Origin of the sequence: Mesorhizobium sp. ANAO-SY3R2 (assembly GCF_042466635.1) — a bacterium.
Lineage (GTDB): Bacteria > Pseudomonadota > Alphaproteobacteria > Rhizobiales > Rhizobiaceae > Aminobacter.
Genome location: NZ_CP159955.1, coordinates 3929527 through 3945525, shown reverse-complemented (window position 1 = coordinate 3945525; position 15999 = coordinate 3929527). Strand labels below are relative to the sequence as shown.

Here is a 15999-nt window from a genome sequence, read left to right as displayed (position 1 = left end):
AGGATCGCTAAATGGCCACCGTCAAGATCGACAACAGCAATTTCAAGTCCGGCGTGCTTGAGGCCAAGGAGCCTGTCGTGGTCGATTTCTGGGCCGAATGGTGCGGCCCCTGCAAGATGATCGGCCCGTCGCTCGAGGAGATTTCCGACGAGCTCGCCGGCAAGGTCAAGATCACCAAGGTCAACATCGACGAGAACCCCGAGATCGCCGCGCAGTTCGGCGTGCGCTCGATCCCGACGCTGATGATCTTCAAGGACGGCGAAGTCGCCGACATCAAGGTTGGTGCCGCGCCCAAGACGGCCCTGTCCAGCTGGATCAACGGCAACGTCGCCTGACGCTTGCGCAAGGTCGACGGCGAAAAGCCCTGTCGCCACAAAAAGTGAAGCCGCTCGTAACAGCACGTTTCGAGCGGCTTTTTCTTTTCCGAAGGCAGTCGTAAGGCCGGTTTTGCGAAGCGCTAGCCGTTGTAGACCACGGAAATCTTGTTTCCTGCGGGATCGCGCATGTATGCAGCGTACCAGTGCGGCCCGTAGTGCGGGCGTGGGTCAGGGGTGCCTTCGTCCGTACCGCCATTGGCCATGGCAGCTTCGTGAAAAGCATCGACTTCCGCACGAGACTTGACCATGAAACCCACCATCGAGCCATTTCCAGCGCTCGCCGGTTCGCCGTTGAAAGGCTTGCAGACCCACAAGACAAGCCCCTTGCCCGTCCCGCCTTCGGAATATGCGCGCCATCCCGGAAATTCCGTGTGCCTGCTCCATCCGATGGTTGCCAGGACGGCGTCGTAGAAGGAGTTCGACTTGGCGGACTCCAGTGTGCCAACAGTCACGTAGACACTCATTTCTTCTGTTCCTCTGATGGTACGGTATGAAAATTCATATCGCCCCAACCAGAACATAACAAGAACAAAAAATAGCGCTACGTTGACTATCGTGGCAAAAGTCAGCCGCAAAGATCGGAGGTCTGGACCGGCTTAGCGAGAATGAGCATTCCACATGGAAGCTACTGGTTGGGGGCTTCGACCGGGCTTTTGTCGCTCAGGTCGGCGGCGTGCCGTTCTCGGCCAGAACTTCGCCGACCAGATAGAGCGAGCCGCCGATCAGGATGCGCGGCGCAGTCTCGTTTTCGTCCCAGGTATCGCGCAACAGCATCAGCGCATTGGCGACCGAACTGACCGGCTCGGCCGACAGGCCCGCCTCGCTGGCGCGCACGGCAAGCTCCTCATGCGGAACGCCGCTTTCGCTCATCGTCACCGGCACGGTGTAGACATGGCGCGCCATGCCGTGGAACGGACGGAAATAGCCGGTCTGGTCCTTGGTGTTGATCATGCCGGAGATCAGGAACAGCGGCCGCGGAAATCTCTCTTCCTGCTCGGTCAGCGCCTCGGCAATCACCGTGCCGGCACCGGGATTGTGGCCGCCGTCGATCCACACTTCAGCACCCTTCGGCGCAAGGTCGAGCAACTTGCCTTGCGGCAGGCGCTGCATGCGGCCGGGCCAAGCGACGCTTGACATCGCCGTGTCGGCGGCGCGTTGGCTGAGCGGGAAGCCGGCCGCCTTCACGGCAGCGATGGCTGCGGCGGCATTGGCGAACTGGTGGCGGCCGGGAAGCCTTGGCGGCGAAAGGTCCATCAGGCCGTTCTGGTCCTGGTAGACCATGCGGCCGTTCTCTTCATAGGCGAGGAAATCCTGGCCGTAGACGTCGAGCGGGCAATCGAGCCGCTCGGCCGTGTCGATCAGCACCTGCTGTGCTGCCTCGGTTTCCTGCGCACCGATGACCACAGGGCAGCCGCGCTTGATGATGCCGGCCTTTTCTGCGGCGATCAGCTCGACCTTGTCGCCGAGATAGGCCTCATGGTCGAGAGACACCGGCATGATCACCGAACAGGCAGGCCGCTTGATGACATTGGTGGCGTCGAAACGTCCGCCAAGCCCGACCTCGATGATGCAGGCGTCGGCCGGATGCTCGGAAAACAGCACGAAGGTGACGGCGGTCAGGATCTCGAAGACGGTGATTTTCTCGCCGCGATTGGCTTCGCCGACGCGCCGGACCGCGTCCGCCAGCACGTCGTCGGCAACCAGCTGGCCGCCGCCGGGGGCTGCCAGACGGTAGCGCTCATGCCAGTTCACCAGATGCGGCGAGGTGTGCACATGCACCAGCCGGCCGGAGGCTTCGAGCAGCGCCCGCGAGAAGGCTGCGGTCGAGCCCTTGCCGTTGGTGCCGGCGATGTGGATCACCGGCGGGATGTGATCCTGGGGGTTGCCGAGGCGTTCGAGCAGCCGCGAAATGCGGTCGAGCGAAAGGTCGAAACCCTTCGGGTGCAGCGCCAGCAGGCGCTCGATTTCGCGGTCGGCTTCGAGCGTGGTCATGGCAATTCCCGGTCGTGCTCGGCGTTACGCCGCTGGTGCCATGGGTGGCAGGGGCTCTGCCTCGGCCGGCGCCTTGACCAGGATCTTGAGCAGGTTGGCGATCGTCGACTTGAGATCGAGCCGCGACACGACCATGTCGACCATGCCGTGGTCCATCAGATATTCCGAGCGCTGGAAGCCTTCGGGCAGCTTTTCGCGGATGGTCTGCTCGATAACGCGCGGGCCGGCAAAGCCGATCAGCGCGCCCGGCTCGGCAATATGGACGTCGCCCAGCATCGCATAGGAGGCGGTGACGCCGCCGGTGGTCGGATTGGTCAGCACCACGATATAGGGCAGGCCGGCTTCCTTCAGGCGATCCACCGCAACCGTCGTGCGCGGCAGCTGCATAAGGGACAAAATGCCTTCCTGCATGCGCGCGCCGCCAGAGGCGGCAAACAGGATCAGCGGGCGCTTCTTTTCGATTGCCACCTCGAAGGCGCGGATGATCGCATCGCCCGCCGCCATGCCGAGCGAGCCGCCCATGAAGGCAAAATCCTGCACGGTAACGACAACAGGAAGGCCCTCGATCTTGCCGCTTCCCGACAGGATCGCGTCTTCCATGCCGGTCTTGGCCCTGGCGTCCTTCATCCGGTCGACATAGCGCTTCTCGTCGCGGAACTTCAGCGGATCGATCATCACCTTGGGGTTGTCGATCTGCTCGTAGCGGCCGTCATCGAAGAAGAAGCGCAGCCGTTCCTTGGCCGAGATCTTCATGTGATGGCCCGACGAGGGGATGACGTACTGGTTTTCCTCGAGGTCCTTGTGGAACACCATCTCGCCGCTCTCGGGATCCTTGATCCAGAGATTGTCAGGCATTTCCCGGCGGCCCAGCATCGAGTTGATCTTGGGGCGGACGTAGTTGGTGATCCAGTTCATGGTTTTGGTCCTCTTCGACCCAGGGACATGGGATATTTATTGGGCGGGAGCAAGGCGTGCGGCGCGAACGCCTTGGGACAAACCGGTGACAAGCGTGGCGACGGCCTCGGCCGGGTCGGCGGTCTTCTCGCCGTTCGGCCCGATGACGTTGGCCACCGCGTTGACGATCGCCGTCCCCACCACCACGCCGTCGGCGGAAGCGCCGATGGTGCGGGCCTGCTCGGCGGTCTTGACGCCGAAGCCGACGCAGACCGGCAGGTCGGTGTGCGACTTGATGCGTTTGACCGCCTCTTCAACCTTGCCGGTGTCGGCCAGCGCCGAGCCGGTGATGCCGGTCATCGACACGTAGTAGACGAAGCCGGAGGTGTTCTCGAGCACCTTGGGCAGGCGCTTGTCGTCGGTCGTCGGCGTTGCCAGGCGGATGAAGTTGATGCCGGCCTTGAGCGCGGGGATGCACAGCTCGTTGTCCATCTCCGGCGGCAGGTCGACGACGATCAGCCCGTCGATACCAGAGGCCACTGCGTCCGCGAGAAAGCGGTCGACGCCGTAGATGTAGATCGGGTTGTAGTAGCCCATCATGACGATCGGCGTCTCGTCGTCACCCTGGCGGAATTCGCGCGCCATCGAAAGCGTCTTTGCCAGCGTCTGGCCGGCCTTCAGCGCGCGCAGGCCGGCGGCCTGGATCGCCGGGCCGTCGGCCATCGGGTCGGAGAAGGGCATGCCAAGCTCGATGATATCGCTGCCGGCCTTGGGCAGCGCCTTCATGATTGACAGCGACGTCTCGTAGTCCGGGTCGCCGCCCATGAAATAGGTTACGAGCGCGGGACGGCCTTCGGCCTTGAGCTTCGCCATGCGGCGGTCGATGCGGGTGGTCATGATCAGATCTCCATGCCCAGCATTTTCGCCACAGTGTGCACGTCCTTGTCGCCGCGGCCCGACAGGTTGACGATCATCACCTTGTCCTTGCCCATGGTTGGCGCGACCTTGACCGCATGCGCGATGGCGTGGGCGGATTCGAGCGCCGGGATGATGCCTTCGACGCGGGTCGTGAGCTGGAACGCTTCCAGCGCCTCGTCGTCGAGGATCGGCAGATAGTCGACGCGGCCGCTGTCACGCAGCCAGCTGTGCTCGGGGCCGACGCCGGGATAGTCGAGGCCGGCCGAGATCGAGTGGCCGTCCATGATCTGGCCGTCGTCATTCTGCAACAGATAGGTGCGGTTGCCGTGCAGCACGCCGGGGCGGCCGGCATTCATCGAGGCGCAGTGCTCGACGCCGTCGAGGCCGCGTCCGCCGGCTTCGATGCCGACGATCTTGACGCTGCGGTCGTCGAGGAAGGGGTGGAACAGGCCGATGGCGTTGGAACCGCCGCCCACGGCCGCCACGATCATGTCGGGCAGGCGGCCCTCCTGCTCGAGGATCTGCGCGCGCGCCTCGGTGCCGATCACCGACTGGAAGTCGCGCACCAGTTCCGGATAGGGATGCGGGCCGGCAGCGGTGCCGATCAGGTAATAGGTGTCGTGCACGTTGGTGACCCAGTCGCGCAGCGCCTCGTTCATCGCGTCCTTCAGCGTGCCGTGGCCGGAGTTGACGGCGCGCACTTCGGCGCCCAGCAGCTTCATGCGGAAGACGTTGGGCTTCTGCCGCTCGACGTCGGTGGCGCCCATATAGACGAAGCAGGGGAAGCCGAAGCGCGCCGCGACCGTGGCGGAGGCCACGCCGTGCTGGCCGGCACCTGTTTCGGCGATGATGCGGGTTTTGCCCATGCGCTTGGCGAGCAGGATCTGGCCCAGGCAGTTGTTGATCTTGTGCGAGCCGGTGTGGTTGAGGTCCTCGCGCTTGAAATAGATCTTCGCGCCGCCGAGATGTTTCGTCAGGCCTTCGGCATAATAGAGCTTCGACGGCCGGCCGGCATAGAAGGTCGACAGCTCATTGAGCTCGGCCCGGAAGGCCGGGTCGTTCTTGGCCTCGTCCCAGTGCCGCTGGAGTTCGAGGATCAGCGGCATCAGCGTTTCGGCGACGAAACGACCGCCGAAAATGCCGAACATGCCCTGTTCGTCGGGTCCGGTACGGAAGGAATTGGGCTCTGCCGGCATGTTCACGGCCGATCTCCTTGCGGCTGCAGGCCGGTCAGGCGGCGCTGCTTTCGCGCGCGGCCCGGACGGCCCTGAAGAAATTATCGATCAGCGCGTCATCCTTGACGCCCGGCGCGCTTTCCACGCCTGAGGATATGTCGATCCCGGGCGGGCTGGCGAGCGTGATGGCGTCGCCGATATTGGCGGCGTTCAGCCCACCGGAAAGCATGTAATCGACGGAGGCGTCAAGGCCCGCGAGCAACCGCCAGTCGAACGACACGCCGTTGCCGCCCGGAAGCTCCGAGCCGGCCGGCGGCTTGGCGTCGAAAAGCATGCGGTCGGCAATACCGATATAGGCAGCCATCGCCTCGAAGTCAGCGGCTTCGCGAATGGAAAAGGCCTTCATGACCGGCAGGCCGTAGCGCACTTTTACCTCGGCCACGCGCTCGGGAGTTTCCTTGCCGTGCAGCTGGATCATGTCGGGCGCCATTTTGGCGACGATCTCGTCGAGGAAGGCATCGTCCGCGTCGACCGTCACCGCGACTGCCTTGGCCCTGCCCTTCGCCGCCTCACGTAGCCGTCCGGCCTCGTCAGGCGAAACGTTGCGCGGGCTTTTTGCGAAGAAGATGAAGCCGACATGGCTCGCGCCATTGTCGAGCACTGCCTTGAGCGCCTCCTCGGTCTTGAGGCCGCAGATTTTGATGTCGAAAGCCATAGGGCGGGAGTGGCATGAAAAGGCGGCGAAGTCGAGGAAAACAGCGAATAGCGAATAGGGAGTAGCGAATAGGGAGTAGCGAAAATATTGCTTCGAGCGCGCCGGTACTTGGCGTCCTGACCCTATTCCCTATTCCCTATTCCCTATTCCCTATTCCCTATTCGCTCACTCGAACTGTATCGCCTGCAGCGCGCCGCCATTGCGCTTGAGCCAGGCCTTGCAGCGCTCGGTATCGGGACAAAGCTCCTCGCACAGCTTCCAGAATTGCGGGCCGTGGTTCATTTCCCTCAAGTGCGCCACCTCGTGGGCGACGAGGTAATTGATCACCGGCGCTGGCGCCATCATGATCCGCCACGAGAAGGACAGCGTCCCATCGGACGTGCACGAGCCCCAGCGGCTGGTGGTGTCGCGGAAGCGGATCGCCTTGGCGCGGCGGCCGGCGGTTTCGCAGTGTTTGGCAACCAACGCTTCGATGTCGCGCTTCGCCTCGCGCTTGAGGAAGTCGGCGACGCGCCGCGCCAGATGCGCCCGGTCGCCATGGACCAGCAGCGTCGGCCCGTTTTCGTCCTGCGACTGGCGCACGGTGCCGCGCGATCCGCCCTCATGGACGATCAGATGCGGCAGCCCGCGAATGGGGATCTTGATGCCGGGGCGCACCTGCGGCTGGTCGGGCACCTTGGCGAGGCGCTGTTCCAGCCAGCCCTGGTGGCGATTGAGGAAGCGCTCGACCTCGCCGCGCGCCAGGCCGGGCGGCACGGTGACGCGCAGCCCGCGGCCGCCGGCATCGATGCGAAGCGTCAGCCGCCGCGCGCGATCGTTCTCGACGATCCTGAGCGGCAGGGTGCGGCCAGCAACGACATGCTCCCGCTCCTGCACGGGTGCGAGCCTGGGCGGCTGCAGCTTCCTGAGAAAACCAAAGGGCATGGAGGCAGGATAGGTGATTCGAGGGGGCTTTGGAGCAAAAGAAAACGGCGCCGCATCCGGCGGCGCCGTCGTCAGTCGGGGGGTGAGTGGCCTCAGTCGTCGATCTGGCCGGACTTGCCCTTCTTGGGCGTGACCGTTGGCGCGGTCGGCTTGTTGCGGTTGGCCATGAAGCGGTCGAAATCGTCCTGGTCCTTGGCCCGGCGCAGTTCGCGGGCATAGGCGTCGAATTCGTCGCGCATCTCGTCGAGCTTGCGGCGCTCTTCGTTGAGACGCTCGAGTTCCTTTTCGCGCCAGTCGTCGAAGGCGATGTTGCCGGTGGGGGCACTCGCCCTGTAGGAAGCCCGGCGGCAGCCGGCGAAGATGCCGTCCGTCGCGCGGTTGACGTCGCGCTTGAAGCCGTCAAGCCGGTCGCCCCAGATGATATAGGCAAGCATGGCGAGGCCGAGCGGCCAGAACACCATGAATCCGATCACCATCAGCGCGATGGTCGCCGGCGTCCAAGCCGGGCGGATCAATGCAGTCGTGTTCATCGAGTTTGCCGTTCCTTTGTTCGAGGCAGCCACAGAAAAAGCTGCTTCAATGGACATGGGAAGGCGAAAATGGCGATTCAAGACGGCCCGGGGGCAAACCGGACAATGGCCTGGAAAACCTAGCGTTTTTTGATGTTCTCCAGCATCAGCACGATCAGCCCTGCGACCAGCCCCCAAAAGGCCGAGCCGACGCCGAACAGCGTCAGCCCCGAGGCCGTGACCGCAAAGGCGGTGGTTGCCGCCATGCGGTGGTGTTCGTCCTTGAGCGCGATCGCCAGCGCATTGGCCAGCGACGGCATCAGCGCCAGCCCCGCCACCAGCACGATCAGGCTCGCCGGCAGTACGGCGAAGATCGCCACCAGTGAGGCACCGAAGGCGGCGAAGATCACATAGGCGAGCGCATAGAACGGCCCGGTCTTCCAGCGCTCCTTCATGTCGGGATGCACGTCTGGGCCGGTGCAGATCGCCGCCGAGATCGCCGCCAGGTTGGTGGTCGAGGCTCCGAACGGCGCCGACAGGATCGAAAACAGCCCGGTCACGCCGATCAGCGGTCCTGGTGCGGGGTGGTAGCCGGCGGCGCGCAGCACCGCGAGACCGGACAGGTTCTGCGAGGCCATGGTGACGAGATAGAGCGGCAGGGCCAGGCCGATGATCGCGGTTGCCGTGAACTCGGGCGCAATCAGCGTCAGCGTCGACAGTTCGGGTGCCGGCAGCCCGCCGACGCGGCCGGTGAGGAATGCGGCCAGGCCGCCACCGACCAGCACCACAAGGACCGAAAGGGCCGGGTTGAAAAGCCGGATGAAGAAGAACGCGGCGACCAGCGGCAGGACCAGCCAGGGATCACTGGGAACCGTCTTCACCGCATTGATGGCGAAGATGACGACGATTCCGGCGAGCATGCCCGACGCCACCGAGGCCGGTATGCGCGAGATCAACTGCGTCAGCGGCTTGATCAGCCCGGTCAGCACCAGAAGCACGCCGGCAACCAGGAAGGCGCCGACCGCCTCGCCGATGGAAAAGCCGCTGCTTGCCGCGATCAGTGCGGCCCCCGGCGTCGACCAGGCGGTGATGACCGGCATTTTGGTCCGCCATGACAGCCAGGCGGTCTCGAAGGCCATGGCGAGGCAGATGGCGGTGACCCAGCTCGCCGTCTGGACTTGTGTTGCACCCACCGCCTCGGCGGCGGCGATGATGATGGCGAGCGTGCCGCCGAAGCCGACGATGGCCGCGACGAAAGCCGAGATCGGGATCGACAGCCGCATAGGGTCAGCCTGCCCGCCTGATCAGTTCGCCCACCGCCCGGATCATCAGTTCGAGATCCTGCGGCCGCGACAGGCGATGGTTGCCGTTGGGCACCAGCGACAGCGTCGCATCGTCGGCCGGCAAAAGGCTCATCAGCTTGAGCGCGTGGCTGGGCGGCACGTCGGGGTCGGCCAGCCCCTGGATGATATGAACAGGACAGTGCGTGTGGATCGGCGCCCCCATGACGAGGTTCTGCCGCCCGTCCTCGATCAGCGCGCGGGTATAGATGTAGGGCTCCGGCGAATATTCGGACGGCTCCTCGAAATAGCCTTTTTCCATGAGGTCGCGCCGTTGCGCCTCGGTCAGGTCAGGCTCGACCAGCTCGGCAGTGAAGTCGGGCGCGGGTGCGAGCAGCACGAGGCCCGCGACCCGGTCGCCCTCGCCCGCCTTGTCGAGTTCGGCCTTCATGCGCAGCGCGATCCACGCCCCCATCGACGAGCCGACCAGGATCTGCGGCCCTTGCGTGAAGGCGCGGAACACCGCCAGGCTCTCGCCCAGCCATCTGGAGATCGTGCCGTCGGCGAAGGCGCCGCCGGATTCGCCATGGCCGGAATAGTCGTGGCGCAGGAAGGCGCGCCCTTCGCTGGCCGTCCAGGCGGCGAGCGCTTCGGTCTTGGTGCCGAGCATGTCGGACTTGTAGCCGCCGAGCCAGACAACGCCCGGTGCTGCGCCTGCCACGTGTCTCAAGGCGATGCGGTTGCCGTCCACCTCGATGAAGGCTGGTGCGCTTGCTGTCATGTCAAATCCCTCCGGCACGGACTTGTGGCACAGCCGGCCGCAAGGTGGTAGTACCCTGCAAATTCCTTCATTTGGCCCATTTCGGATGCGCAGAAGCAGGTGATTTCCTGTGATTGCTGTGTTATTGACAACGCCCGCGCGCTCCCCACATTGGCGCGCACACAACCTAAACGTAAATGGCTCGAGGAGACCACGACCATTCGCAGACCTTTCAAAGCAGCCGCGCCCACCAAGGACGGCCCGCGCTCCAACCGTGACATCCGGGTTCCCCGGGTCCAGCTGATCGACGTCGACGGTTCGAACCGCGGCGATGTTTCCATCAACGAGGCACTTCTGGCCGCCGAAGAGGCAGGCCTCGACCTCGTCGAGATTTCCCCCAATGCCACGCCGCCCGTCGTCAAGATTCTTGACCTCGGCAAGCTGAAATACGCCAACCAGAAGAAGGCGGCCGAGGCGCGCAAGAACCAGAAGGTCATCGAGATCAAAGAGATCAAGATGCGCCCGAACATCGACGACCACGATTACGAGACCAAGATGAAGGCGGTTCGCCGCTTCTTCGAGGAAGGCGACAAGGTCAAGCTGACGCTGAGGTTCCGCGGCCGCGAGATGGCGCACATGGAGCTCGGCATGCAACTCCTCAACAAGGTCCGCGAGGAGACCGCCGCCATCGCCAAGGTCGAAGCCGAGCCCAAGCTCGAAGGCCGCCAGATGATGATGGTGCTCGCGCCACGCTGACGCCTTGGCGTCAGCGGCCCGAAAATCGACACAGATTTTCGGAAAGCAGGTGGCGCGGAGTAAAATTGTTGGAGCGTCCCTTGCGCGCCTGTTTGGGCGCGCGGCGCTTCATTGCCCCGGCACAGGCCGGGGCGGCATGCATTTCTCTAAAAAGGCGTTGAGCGGTTGAACTCGCCATGCGGGAGCTGCTGGCGAGTGGACTGCAATGAGCGAAAAAGACAAGAACGGCCTGGGCCGGTACCAGCAGATGCGGCGGCTCGTGCTTGCCATCATGATCGCGGTGATGTTCGCCGCCTTGCTTTTCGGCCAGTCCATCTTCCCGCCTGACACCCATATTCACGAGGCCATCGAGATGCTCGGCATCCTGATGATCTTCCTCGGCATCGTCGGGCGGCTGTGGGCCACACTCTATATTGGCGGCCGCAAGTCGGGCGAGGTCGTCACCGGCGGCCCCTATTCGACTACCCGCAACCCGCTCTACGTCTTTTCGACGCTGGCCGCCGCCGGCGTCGGCGCGCAGATGGGTAGCATCGTCGCCACGGTCGGCTTTGCGGTGCTCTGTGCCGCGGCCTTCCACATCGTCATCCTGCGCGAAGAGCGCTTTCTCGAGGCGACATTCGGCGACGATTTTCGTGCCTATGTCGCCAGGGTCCCGCGTTTCTTCCCCAAATTGTCGCTCTACCAGGAGGGGGATACCGGCAAATTCGTTCCGCGGACGCTCCTGACGACCTTGCTCGACGGGCTCGTTTTCCTCGTCGCTCTGCCGGTGTTCGAGATGATCGACTACGCCCAGCAATCCGGCATCGTGCCGGTGCTGTTCCGGTTGCCCTGAGCCCCAGGATTCATTGCAATCGCAGCACTCGCAGGGTGTTGCGAAACGCAGCGCTTGCGGGTATATAGCCGCGTCCAAGAACCGCCCGGCAGGGCATGCCGTGGCGGTTTCCTTTGCTTTTCAGGCTTTGGTCGGCCTGAAAACAACAACATGAAGGGTTTCGAGACGCCTCCGGGCGCCGCGGGATTCCGAAGAACGGAGTAGCAAAATGCCCAAGATGAAGACCAAATCCGCTGCCAAGAAGCGGTTCAAGATTACCGCGACCGGCAAGGTCCTGGCGGCTGCCGCTGGCAAGCGCCATGGCATGATCAAGCGTTCCAACAAGTTCATTCGCGATGCCCGTGGCACGATGGTTCTGGCTGAACCGGACGGCAAGAAGGTCATCAAGAATTTTCTGCCGAACGGCCTCTGAGCACTCGGTCTGGACAGCTTTTTAAGGAGATCATGACATGGCACGTGTAAAGAGGGGCGTTACCGCCCACGCCAAGCACAAGAAGGTTCTCGCCCAGGCCAAGGGTTTCTACGGCCGCCGCAAGAACACCATCCGCATCGCCAAGCAGGCGGTCGAGAAGTCGCTGCAGTACGCTTACCGCGACCGCAAGAACCGCAAGCGCAACTTCCGCGCCCTGTGGGTCCAGCGTATCAACGCCGCGGTTCGCGAGCACGGCCTGACCTACGGCCGCTTCATCGATGGCCTCAACAAGGCCAACATCGAGATCGATCGCAAGATCCTCTCCGACATGGCCATCCATGAGCCGCAGGCTTTCGCTGCGCTCGTTGCCAAGGCCAAGGTCGCTCTTGAGTACCTCAAGAACACGACCCCGAACGCTTTTGAAAGCGCTGTCGGTTAAAGACCAGCGCTTCCCAAGCTTTCTACATTTTGATTTGGGAAACCCGCGCTGGCAGGGCTAGCGCGGGTTTTTCTTTGCAGCAACGCAACGGAACTGGACCATGAGCGATCTGGAAACTCTCGAACAATCGCTGCTGAGCGACATCGCCTCTGCTGCCGACGAGCAGGCGATCGAGGCGGTGCGCGTCGCAGCCCTCGGCAAGAAGGGCTCGGTCTCGGAAATGTTGAAGACGCTCGGCGCCATGAGCGCCGACGAGCGCCAGACCAAGGGCCCTGTCATCAACGGGCTGAAGAACCGCGTCACCGAGGCGCTGGCTACCCGCAAGACCGAACTGCGCGACGCAGCCATCACCGCGCGTCTCGTCGCCGAAAAGGTCGACGTCACCTTGCCGGTGCGCCAGTCGCCGGCCGAGCGCGGCCGCATCCATCCGATCAGCCAGGTCATCGACGAGATCGCGGCGATCTTCGGCGATCTCGGCTTTGCCATTGCCGAAGGTCCCGATGTCGAGACCGACCACTACAATTTCACCGCGCTGAACTTCCCCGAGGGACACCCGGCGCGCGAGATGCACGACACCTTCTTCTTCCCGCCCGGCCAGAATGGCGAGCGCAAGCTTCTGCGCACCCACACCTCGCCGGTGCAGATCCGCACCATGGAGACGCAGAAGCCGCCGATCCGCATCGTCATTCCTGGAAAAACCTACCGCCAGGATTCGGATGCCACCCACTCGCCGATGTTCCATCAGGTCGAGGGGCTGGTGATCGATAAGACCGCCAACATCGCCAACATGAAGTGGGTGCTCGAAGAGTTCTGCAAGGCCTTCTTCGAGGTGCCGTCCGTCAAGATGCGCTTCCGCCCGTCCTTCTTCCCCTTCACCGAGCCGAGCCTCGAGGTCGACATCCAGTGCGACCGCTCGCGGCCGGGCGAAGTGCGCTTCGGCGAGGGCAACGACTGGATGGAGATCCTTGGCTGCGGCATGGTTCACCCGAATGTGCTGCGCCATGGCGGTCTCGATCCCGACGAGTACCAGGGCTTCGCCTGGGGCATGGGCATCGACCGCATCGCCATGCTGAAATACGGCATGCCCGACCTGCGCGCCTTCTTCGACGCCGATGTCCGCTGGCTGTCGCACTATGGTTTCAGGCCGCTCGACATGCCGACGCTGTTCGGTGGCCTGAGCGCATGATCGAGGCTGCCGACCGATATGCCGGTGCGGTGACCTTCGCCTTCGGCGACAGCCCTGAGCTCGCCGACGAACTGCTGGCCCTGGTGCTGTCGGGCCGCAAGACCGCGACCTGCGGCGCCTTGCGCGACTACGGCGGCGCCGAGCCGGTGCCGGAGGTCGGTCGCCGCGATGTGGTGCTCGACGGCCAGGGCCGGCGTGCAGCGGTCATCGAGACGGTCTCGGTCGAGCACAAGCGCTTCGATGAGGTCGATGCCGAGTTTGCTGCCGCGGAAGGCGAAGGCGACTTGTCCTACGACTATTGGCGGGAGGCCCATGAGGGCTATTTCGGCCGCAATGGTGGCTTTTCGCCAGACATGATTTTGGTTTGTGAGCGGTTCCGGCTGGTGGAAGTGCTCGACCGCAACGACACGAAACGAGTGAACCCATGAAATTCACCCTCTCCTGGCTCAAGGATCATCTCGAAACCGACGCCACGCTCGAAGAGATCGTCGAGCGGCTGACCTCGATCGGCCTCGAAGTCGAATCCGTCGACGACAAGGCGGCCCTGAAACCCTTCGTCATCGCCAAGATCCTGACGGCCGAGCGTCATCCCGATGCCGACAAGCTGCAGGTGCTGACCGTCGACACCGGCGCCGGTACCTCCGTCCAGGTCGTCTGCGGAGCGCCCAATGCACGCGCCGGCCTGATCGGTGCCTTCGCCGCCCCTGGCGCCTATGTGCCCGGCATCGACGTCACCCTGTCGGTCGGCAAGATCCGCGGCGTCGAAAGCCATGGCATGATGTGCTCCGAGCGCGAGCTGCAGCTGTCGGACGAGCACAACGGCATCATCGACCTGCCGGCCGATGCGCCCATTGGCACGTCCTTCGCCGCCTACGCCCATCTCGACGATCCCATGATCGAGATCAATTTGACGCCGAACCGTCCCGACGCCACCAGCGTTCACGGCATCGCGCGCGATCTCGCCGCTTCCGGTCTCGGCACGCTCAAGGGTGGCGCGGTTGCCTCGATTGCTGGCGAAGGCGACTGCCCAGTCAAGGTGACGATCGAAGCACCCGACCTGTGCCCGGGCTTTGCGCTGCGCCTGGTGCGCGGCGTCAAGAATGGCCCCTCGCCCAAGTGGATGCAGCAGCGCCTGCTCGCCATCGGCCTGCGCCCCATCAACGCGCTGGTCGACATCACCAACTACGTCACCTTCGATCGCGGCCGCCCGCTGCACGTCTTCGACGCCAAGAAGGTCGCCGGCAATCTGGTGGTCCGCCGTGGCCGCGAGGGCGACAAGGTGCTGGCGGTTGACGGCCGCGAATACGCGCTGACGCCTGAGATGTGCGTGATCTCGGATGACAACGGTGTCGAATCTATCGCCGGTGTCATGGGCGGCGAGCATTCGGGCTGCGACGAGAACACCACCGACGTGCTGATCGAGTCGGCGCTCTGGGCGCCGCTCAACATCGCCCGCACCGGCCGCACGCTCGGCATCATCACCGATGCGCGCTACCGCTTCGAGCGTGGCGTCGACCCTGAATTCATGGTTCCGGGCGTCGAACTTGCGACGAAGCTGGTGCTCGACCTGTGCGGCGGCGCTCCGACGAAGACCGATGTCGTCGGTTATGCCGGCCACACGCCAAAAGTCGTCACCTTCCCGCTGTCCGAGGTCAAGCGCCTGACCGGCATCGAGGTCGCCAAGGCCGAGAGCCTCGACATCCTCACCCGTCTCGGCTTCGGTGTTATGGGCGATGGCGACGTCGTCGACGTCACCGTTCCGTCCTGGCGCCCTGATGTCGACGGCAAGGCCGATCTGGTCGAGGAGGTCATGCGTATCCATGGCGTCGACAACATCGTGCCGCAGCCGCTCGGCGCGCATGATGCGGTCAATGGCAAGATCCTGACCACGCTGCAGATCCGCACCAGTTCGGCACGGCGCGCGCTCGCCGTGCGCGGCATGATGGAGGCCGTCACCTGGTCGTTCATCCCGGCCAGGCACGCCGAGCTGTTCGGCGGTGGCCAGGAAAACCTCAAGCTGTCGAACCCGATCGCGTCCGACATGTCGGACATGCGGCCTTCGCTGCTGCCCGGCCTGATCGCCGCTGCCCAGCGCAACGCCGACCGCGGGCTCGGCGATGTCGCGCTGTTCGAGGTCTCGGGCACCTATGAGAGCGACACGCCGGAGGGCCAGCGCCGTGTCGCCGCTGGCATCCGCCGCGGCACCGCCAAGCTCGAGGGCTCCGGCCGCAATTGGTCGGGCAATGCGGGCAATGTCGGCGTGTTCGATGCCAAGGCCGATGCGATCGCAGCCCTTGAGGCCTGCGGCGCACCGGTCGACCGGCTGCAGATCGAGACCGGCGCGCCCGCCTGGTACCATCCGGGCCGTTCGGGAGTGATCAAGCTCGGCCCCAAGGTCGTGCTCGGCACCTTCGGCGAGTTCCATCCGAAGACGCTCGAAGGCCTCGACGTCTCGGGCCCGCTCTGCGGCTTCGAGGTTTATGTCGATGCCATCCCCGAGCCCAAGGCCAAGCCGACCAAGACCAAGCCGAAGCTCGAGCTGTCGCCGTTCCAGGCCGTCAAGCGCGACTTCGCCTTCGTCGTCGACAAGGTGGTCGAGGCCGGCACGCTGACGCGCGCAGCTCTTGCCGCCGACAAGAAGCTGATCACTGCGGTTTCGGTCTTCGACATCTTCGAGGGCGCTTCGCTCGGCGAGGGCAAGAAGTCGGTCGCCATCGAGGTCACCATCCAGCCGGTCGAAAAGACGCTGACCGACCAAGACTTCGAGGCGCTGGCGGCGAAGATCGTCGAGAACGTCAAGAAGCAGACGGGCGGCGTGCTGCGCAGTTGA

Annotated in this window: 18 protein-coding genes; 8 read left to right on the top strand and 10 right to left on the bottom strand. The window is 64.2% G+C overall.

The window, feature by feature from the left end:
• The first annotated feature begins 11 nt into the window (after positions 1-11).
• On the top strand, positions 12-335 hold the full coding sequence (trxA, locus tag ABSY17_RS23755) for a thioredoxin (protein ID WP_378946342.1): 324 nt from the start codon (positions 12-14) through the stop codon (positions 333-335).
• Positions 336-457: 122 nt separating this feature from the next.
• Here the strand turns inward: trxA and ABSY17_RS23750 are convergent, their stop codons facing one another.
• The 10 genes from ABSY17_RS23750 to ABSY17_RS23705 all read right to left on the bottom strand — a co-directional run bounded on the left by ABSY17_RS23750 (position 458) and on the right by ABSY17_RS23705 (position 9565).
• Positions 458-841 (bottom strand): VOC family protein, encoded by a 384-nt coding sequence (locus ABSY17_RS23750; RefSeq protein ID WP_378946341.1) that lies wholly within the window; start codon positions 839-841, stop codon positions 458-460.
• A gap of 196 nt (positions 842-1037) precedes the next feature.
• On the bottom strand, positions 1038-2369 hold the full coding sequence (locus ABSY17_RS23745) for a bifunctional folylpolyglutamate synthase/dihydrofolate synthase (RefSeq protein WP_378946339.1): 1332 nt from the start codon (positions 2367-2369) through the stop codon (positions 1038-1040).
• Positions 2370-2393: 24 nt separating this feature from the next.
• Positions 2394-3284, bottom strand: a complete 891-nt coding sequence (gene accD, locus ABSY17_RS23740) for an acetyl-CoA carboxylase, carboxyltransferase subunit beta (RefSeq protein ID WP_378946337.1) — start codon at positions 3282-3284, stop codon at positions 2394-2396.
• Between the two features lie 36 nt (positions 3285-3320).
• Positions 3321-4160: a tryptophan synthase subunit alpha gene (trpA, locus tag ABSY17_RS23735; protein ID WP_378946335.1), complete on the bottom strand. Its 840-nt coding sequence runs from the start codon at positions 4158-4160 to the stop codon at positions 3321-3323.
• A gap of 2 nt (positions 4161-4162) precedes the next feature.
• Entirely contained in the window at positions 4163-5383 is a 1221-nt protein-coding gene (gene trpB / locus ABSY17_RS23730) for a tryptophan synthase subunit beta (RefSeq protein WP_378946333.1), read from the bottom strand.
• A gap of 28 nt (positions 5384-5411) precedes the next feature.
• The gene (locus ABSY17_RS23725; protein ID WP_378946331.1) at positions 5412-6071 is read right to left on the bottom strand and encodes a phosphoribosylanthranilate isomerase; all 660 of its coding nucleotides are present in this window, start codon (positions 6069-6071) and stop codon (positions 5412-5414) included.
• Positions 6072-6236: 165 nt separating this feature from the next.
• Positions 6237-6995 carry a M48 family metallopeptidase gene (locus tag ABSY17_RS23720; RefSeq protein ID WP_378946330.1) on the bottom strand — a complete coding sequence of 253 codons (759 nt, stop codon included), beginning with the start codon at positions 6993-6995 and terminating at the stop codon, positions 6237-6239.
• Positions 6996-7087: 92 nt separating this feature from the next.
• The gene (locus tag ABSY17_RS23715) at positions 7088-7525 is read right to left on the bottom strand and encodes a DUF2852 domain-containing protein (protein ID WP_378946328.1); all 438 of its coding nucleotides are present in this window, start codon (positions 7523-7525) and stop codon (positions 7088-7090) included.
• A 119-nt stretch (positions 7526-7644) separates the two neighbouring features.
• Complete coding sequence (locus ABSY17_RS23710) at positions 7645-8787, bottom strand: benzoate/H(+) symporter BenE family transporter (RefSeq protein WP_378946326.1); 1143 nt, start codon at positions 8785-8787, stop codon at positions 7645-7647.
• Between the two features lie 4 nt (positions 8788-8791).
• Positions 8792-9565: an alpha/beta hydrolase gene (locus ABSY17_RS23705; RefSeq protein WP_378946324.1), complete on the bottom strand. Its 774-nt coding sequence runs from the start codon at positions 9563-9565 to the stop codon at positions 8792-8794.
• Between the two features lie 198 nt (positions 9566-9763).
• Between ABSY17_RS23705 and infC the strand changes: the two genes are divergently transcribed.
• The 7 genes from infC to pheT all read left to right on the top strand — a co-directional run bounded on the left by infC (position 9764) and on the right by pheT (position 15999).
• Positions 9764-10300, top strand: coding sequence for a translation initiation factor IF-3 (gene infC / locus ABSY17_RS23700; RefSeq protein ID WP_378952988.1), 537 nt, complete (start codon positions 9764-9766; stop codon positions 10298-10300).
• Between the two features lie 205 nt (positions 10301-10505).
• Positions 10506-11132: a methyltransferase family protein gene (locus tag ABSY17_RS23695; RefSeq protein WP_378946322.1), complete on the top strand. Its 627-nt coding sequence runs from the start codon at positions 10506-10508 to the stop codon at positions 11130-11132.
• 208 nt (positions 11133-11340) lie between these two features.
• A complete protein-coding gene (gene rpmI, locus ABSY17_RS23690; protein WP_055981974.1) occupies positions 11341-11544 on the top strand; it encodes a 50S ribosomal protein L35 in 204 nt (67 codons plus the stop codon).
• Positions 11545-11581: 37 nt separating this feature from the next.
• On the top strand, positions 11582-11983 hold the full coding sequence (gene rplT, locus ABSY17_RS23685; RefSeq protein WP_378946320.1) for a 50S ribosomal protein L20: 402 nt from the start codon (positions 11582-11584) through the stop codon (positions 11981-11983).
• Between the two features lie 100 nt (positions 11984-12083).
• Positions 12084-13169 (top strand): phenylalanine--tRNA ligase subunit alpha, encoded by a 1086-nt coding sequence (pheS, locus tag ABSY17_RS23680; protein ID WP_378946318.1) that lies wholly within the window; start codon positions 12084-12086, stop codon positions 13167-13169.
• Positions 13166-13597, top strand: coding sequence for an ASCH domain-containing protein (locus ABSY17_RS23675; protein WP_378946317.1), 432 nt, complete (start codon positions 13166-13168; stop codon positions 13595-13597). The genes pheS and ABSY17_RS23675 overlap by 4 nt, the downstream gene beginning before the upstream one ends.
• Positions 13594-15999: a phenylalanine--tRNA ligase subunit beta gene (pheT, locus tag ABSY17_RS23670; RefSeq protein ID WP_378946315.1), complete on the top strand. Its 2406-nt coding sequence runs from the start codon at positions 13594-13596 to the stop codon at positions 15997-15999. Before ABSY17_RS23675 ends, pheT begins: the two co-directional genes overlap by 4 nt.